Here is a 6,316-nt window from a genome sequence, read left to right on the forward strand (position 1 = left end):
TTATCATTTTTGCCATACGAACGTTGTCCCTGGTGTTCACCTTTCCTGTCCATCTTTCTCGGCGCTATCAGACATTTTTTATCAAAACCGATAAGATCCTGTCTGCCGGCCTTTATGAGCGCCTCTTTGACCAGATCATAATTCTCCGGTTTTCTATACATCATAAGAGCCTTCTGCATTGCCTTTTCATGTGGATTATGAGGTACATATACCGGTTTCATGGTTCTAGGATCGACTCCGGTATAGTACATACATGTGGATATCGTGGACGGCGTAGGATAGAAATCCTGCACCTGTTCAGGCATATAGCCTATATCCCTTACATATTCGGCAAGCTCCACCGCCTCCTTCAGCGTGGATCCGGGATGTGATGACATCAGGTACGGAACAACATACTGCTGCTTTCCAGTCTTTGCATTTACCCTTTTGTATCTATCAATGAATTTCTCATATACACTGTTCTGTGGCTTGCCCATCATCCTGAGAACATTATCCGATACATGCTCCGGCGCAACTCTGAGCTGTCCGCTTATGTGCTTCTCGCAAAGCTCTTTCAGAAATTCATCGTTGCTGTCCGCCATCACATAATCGAATCGTATTCCCGATCTGATAAATACTTTTTTCACACCTGGAACCGCTTCCAGCTTCCGCAGAAGCTCAACATAATCCTTGTGGTCAACCTTCAAATTCCTGCACGGTTCCGGGAACAGACACTGCTTGTTGGTGCATACACCATATTTATCCTGCTTTGCGCATGATTTATGCCTGAAATTCGCAGTCGGCCCTCCGACATCATGTATATAGCCTTTGAAATCAGGATCATGCGTCATGCGCTCCGCTTCCTTTATCAGTGACTCGTGGCTTCTTGTCTGTATGATCCTGCCCTGGTGAAATGTCAGTGCGCAGAAGCTGCATCCTCCGAAGCAGCCCCGGTTGCTCGTCAGGCTGAATTTTATCTCTGATATAGCCGGGATACCGCCCGCCTCCTCATATATCGGATGGTAGTTATTCATATATGGCAGATCATACACATCGTCCATCTCCATCTGGGTGAGCGGATAAGCCGGAGGATTCTGAACAACATATCCTCTGTTTCCGTATCCCTCAACCAGCGTTTTAGCCGAGTATGGATCTGTATTTATATACTGTGTATAAAAGCTTCTTGCATATTCCAATCTATCCTTTGAAAGGCTGTCATAATCCGGCAGTATAATGGAATCCTCGGGCACACCGGATATATCCTTTGTCCTGTAGCATGTACCCCTGACAAATGTGATATCTTTCACATCTATTCCGCTGTCGAGCGCCTCCGCTATCTCTATCATGCTGTGCTCGCCCATGCCATACGAAAGTATATCGGCGGATGAATCCACCAGAATGGAATGTTTCAATTTATCAGACCAATAATCATAGTGTGCCATACGTCTGAGGCTGGCCTCTATACCTCCGATTATGATCGGAACATCCTTGTACGTTCTCCTTATCAGATTACAGTATACCGTGGTGGCATAATCAGGCCGAAGTCCCATCTGTCCACCTGGAGAGTACGCATCCTTCTGTCTTCTCTTCTTGGACACAGAATAATGGTTCACCATGGAATCCATATTGCCTCCGCACACCAAAAAGCCCAGTCTTGGTCTGCCAAAAACATCAATGCTCTTGTCATTCTTCCAATCAGGCTGGGCAATCATACACACCTTATATCCATATCTCTCAAGCAATCTGCTTATGATTGCAGGGCCAAATGAGGGATGGTCAACATAGGCATCACCTATGACAAACACAAAGTCCGCCTGTGTCCACCCTCTCTTCTTCATGTCCTCCATGCAGATCGGCAAATAATCTCTTTCCATACATTTAATCTTCTTTCTTATCGCTGAGGTTGACAGACATTCCAGCGCCGAGAGCCACTGCCTCAAGTGCTTTTTCCGATACATATGCCTCTATCCCTGTGCGCTCTTTGATTATTCTGTCCATTCCGTATATAAGACTTCCTCCTCCGGTAAGCACAATGCCCGATACCGCAATGTCAGCCACCAGCTCCGGCGGTGCAGTCTCAAGAACATTGTGTATTGCTCCAAGAATATGCTCTGTAGTCTCCTCAAATGCATCCACTGTTTCATTCGCAGTTATTGTTACAGCCTTTGGAAGTCCCTTGATAAGATCACGGCCCTTGATCACATACTCAATATCTTCATCACGCTTTACGACTGAGCCAACAGCAATCTTCGCATTCTCCGCTGTCTGATAACCTATAAGCAGGTTGTATTTTCTTCTGGCATACTTGATGAGTGCATTATTATAGTCATCTCCGGCGTATTTTATGGAGCTGCTCTCCACTGCACCACCAAGGGATACGACCGCAATATCCGTGGTTCCACCGCCTATGTCGACCACCATATTACCCTTTGCCTCATAGATATCTACATTTGCTCCTACAGCAGCAGCCAAAGGTTCCTCCATGACATACACAGTCTTGGCACCGGTCTTGTACACTGCTTCCTCAACAGCTCTTCTCTGCACCTCGGTAACACCGCTTGGAACACACACGCATATCCTTGGTCTTCCAACTCCCGAACGTTTCTCCATTGCGCTTCTGATAAATGCCTTAAGCATTATCTCCGCTATTGTATAATCAGATATAACTCCCTTATTGAGAGGTCTGACGACCTCTATATTCTCCGGAGTCTTTCCTATCATTTTCTTGGCTTTTGTTCCTATTGCTATTACTTTTTTTGTAGATACTTCATATGCGACAACAGACGGCTGGTTTACAACAATTCCCTTACCTCTTACGCTGATCAATACATTTGACGTTCCTAAATCTACTCCAATATCAGTTGAAAGCATATAAATTCTCCTTTATCACAACAAAATAATACCAGTGCTATAACACAGATATTATAAGCACTGGTATTGTTTTTTTCAACAAAATTCTACAACGGTATATCCGTCACAAAACTTATTTTATCTCTTTTTTAAGAATCTTCTTGTCGATAGGATCTCTGGTCTCAGCAGCCTTCATGGCATCATCCATAGCACCGAGAAGTCTGTCGATATTTCCTGACTCCATCGCCATCAAAGCATTCTTTATAGCTGTATCTGCTCCGCTCTCAAGCTTGAAGCCCTTCTCATCAGCGTAGCACTCTGCCACATTGATCATTCCACTCTCATTGATCTGGTCAAAGTATACTCTGTTGTTGAACGATCTTGCCTGAGTCATATTTGCTGCAAGCATATTGCTGAGAGCTGTCTTCTCTCCTGTGAGGATGATCTTAACATCATTCTTCTCAGGTGAACACATATCAACCATCTCTTTGAATCTCTCAGGTGTTATAAGTCCTGCACTCTCAATGATAAGACATCCGCCCTTGAGCTTGCCAACTGCTCCTGCAAGCTTACCGCTGTTTATAACCTTTGCCTTAACCTTTGCCTTTGCCTCAGACTTGCAGATTCCCATATCATAATAGAACTTTGCAAAATCCTCACCGACCATGGTAAGTCCAAATCCGTGCTGTCCAAGAATAACAACATTCTTAGATCTCTTAGGATCTACCTTGAGAGTCTGGAGAACGTTAACGATCTGTGCACCAGCAGGCTCGACTCCGAGATACTTGTAGAGGTACTTTGCCTCCTTAGGCAGTGATTTACGTCTCGCAGCAACAGCCTCACTTACTGAAGCAGCCATAGTTGCTTCTTCATCCTGTGTGATAACCTGTGCAGCTTCCTCAACCTTGCCTTCCTTCAGAAGCTCTTCCTGCTTCTTGTACTCTTCCTCACGCTTTATAGCCTTTTCAAGTACCTTTGCAGCAGCAGTAGCCTTGCTTCTTATATCCTCGAGCTGTTTCTTGACATCAGCCTCGGCCTTGTCTATTGCTGAGAGATCTTTCTTCTTCTTCTCCTCAGCCTCGGCCTTGGCCTGATCAGCAGCCTCTTTTCTTGCAACAACGCGCTCAGCCTGTTTTGTCTTGAGCTCAGCGATCTTGTTCTTTAACTCTTCTTCTTTCTTCTTTGCATCATCGAGAAGCTTCTTAGCATCAGCTTCAGCCTTTGTCTTCATATCTGAGGCTTCCTTCTCAGCCTTCATAGCTGCAGTCTGAACCTTCTCGAGCTCACTTGCCTCTGCCGTAGCATACTTCTCTTCCTCAGCAGCAAGGAACACCTCATGCTTGGTCTCTCTATCTTTTCCTTCTGCCGTAAGCTTATCTGTCTTTTCCTTGGCAGCAGCTTCCGCATTCTGGATCTCAACCTCTTCTGCGATCTTAGCCTCTTCGACTACCTGCTCTGCTTCCTCGGCAGCAGCCTCTGCCTTTGCCAGAAGATCCTCAGCCTCAACAAGAGACTTCTTAGCTGAATCGAGAGCTTCCTGAGCCTCTGCCTTCGCAGCCTTGAATGAGTCATTCTCCTTCTTTGCAGCGGCAACATCCTCACTGATCTTCTTGTTGTCGTTCTCAGCAGTTGTAATCTGATCAGCAACCTTCTTTATGAACTCTTCGCTGTCTGAAATCTTCTTCTGAACCTCTTCCTTGGCTTTCTTTGCTGCCTCAAGAGCCTTTGCAGCCTCCTCCTCAACCTTCTCTGCCTTCTTCAGTTCTTCCTTCTGTATTGCAAGCTTTGTGTTTGCATCATTTCTGCTGTTCTTTGCATTCTTAACAGCCTTCTCTGACTCCTCAAGCTTCTTCTGGAGCTCATCAAGAGTCTTCTGTGACTGACTCTCCATCTCAGTGGTATTCTTAAGATTAGCATCAGCCTCTTCCTCAGCCTTCTTAGACTCGCTGAATATTGCACCAGCCTTTGTCTTGTCTGCCTCGGCAGTCTTCATGATCTTGGCTGCTCTTGCTTCCTCATCTGTGCGCTTCTTCTTGGCCGTCTCTATAGACTTCTTCTTATCCGCATCTATGTCTGCCAATTTCTTCTTATCAGCATCAACAGCCTTGTTGTACTCAGCAACACCCTTATCCACATTAGTCTTCTTGGTGTCTGCAAGTGCCTTTATAGCCTTGTCGGCAGCAGCCTGAGCCTCATTGATCATATTGTTCTTATATGTATCAGGATCACTCTCCTTGAGGATTCTGTCTGACTCTTTCTTAGCAGATTCATTTGTATCTGATATCTCTTTCTTGAGCTTTGCAATATTGGCATCAAGCTCTTTCTCCTCTCGCTCAAGCAGTTCAGCATCATTCTTCTTCTTTGCCTCAGCCTCCTGTGCCATCTTTGCATCATAGTTCTGCTTCTTGGCAGCAAATTCTTCAAGCTGCTTTTCGAGATCCTTCTCTGTCTTCTCGCATTCCTCGATGGTCTTCTTCGAGGTCTCAGCATGTTTCTTTGCCTCTTCAGCATTCTTTCTGGCATCGTCGATCGCCTGCTGCTTCTTTGCCTCAGCCTCAGCCTTAGCCTTTTCAGCGGCAGCCTTCTTTCTTGCCTCTTCTGCCTCTTTGCGCTTCTTCTCCTCTTCAGCCTTACGCTTAGCCTCTTCCTCGGCCTTCTTCTTAGCTTCTTCCTCAGCCTTCTTCTTGGCTTCCTCCTCAGCTTTCTTCCTAGCCTCCTCTTCAGCCTTCTTCTTGGCTATCTCCTCAGGACTCTCCTCGTCTATATTGGACAGGTTCTTTATTCCTGCTCCAAGGAAATCGTCATCATCGTCATCATCATCATCAAAATCATACAATGACTCTCCAGCCGCAGCCTGCTTGTTTCTATCTGGGAGAATGCTGAACAGATCTCCGTTCGCATCACTGCCTCCCTTAGGTGACTTAACTTTATTCACCTTTGCATTCTTATCAGTTACCCACTCAAGTGTCTCTTCATCCTCAGCATTTTCATCATCATCAGTGAGAACAATATTGCTTCCACCTGTTGACTTAACTGTACCTTCAGTTCCGGCGCCGAACTTAAATCCGCCACCAAGACCGCCTTCTGTTTTAGGTGTTTTTCCAAGACCGCCGCCAAGGCCGCCTGATCCAAGGCCTCCCTCTGTCTTAGGTGTACTTCCGAGTCCTCCGCCAAGGCCGCCTCCGAGTCCTCCAAGACCGCCTTCACCTAATCCGCCGCCAAGGCCTCCTCCGAGACCACCGCCCGACATATCATCAGCGATGCCTCCAAGGTTAAGACTGAGCTTAGGTGCAGCTCCCTCTGGTTTTTTATCTTCTTTTTTATCTTCAGGCTTCAGTCCCTCTCCCTCTTTTGGAACATCGTCCTGCTTTTCATCCTCAGTTGAAGTTTCCGGTTCATCCTCATGAACAATTCCAAGAGCCTCTTCTCTCTTACGGCGTTTCTTAGCCTCGATTCGTTCTAACTCCTCCTTGGACAAAGTTTTGTG

At 46.1% G+C, this 6,316-nt stretch carries 3 protein-coding genes; all 3 read right to left on the bottom strand.

What is annotated here, in order from left to right:
- On the bottom strand, positions 1-1,853 hold a 1,853-nt coding region (locus CCU_RS13240), incomplete at its 3' end, for a YgiQ family radical SAM protein (RefSeq protein WP_208896288.1).
- Positions 1,854-1,857: 4 nt separating this feature from the next.
- Positions 1,858-2,850 carry a rod shape-determining protein gene (locus tag CCU_RS13245; RefSeq protein WP_015535004.1) on the bottom strand — a complete coding sequence of 331 codons (993 nt, stop codon included), beginning with the start codon at positions 2,848-2,850 and terminating at the stop codon, positions 1,858-1,860.
- 112 nt (positions 2,851-2,962) lie between these two features.
- Positions 2,963-6,316 (bottom strand): hypothetical protein (locus CCU_RS13250; RefSeq protein WP_208896289.1); only part of this gene is annotated, 3,354 nt, incomplete at its 5' end.

This window comes from Coprococcus sp. ART55/1 (assembly GCF_000210595.1).
GTDB classification, from domain to species: domain Bacteria; phylum Bacillota; class Clostridia; order Lachnospirales; family Lachnospiraceae; genus Coprococcus; species Coprococcus aceti.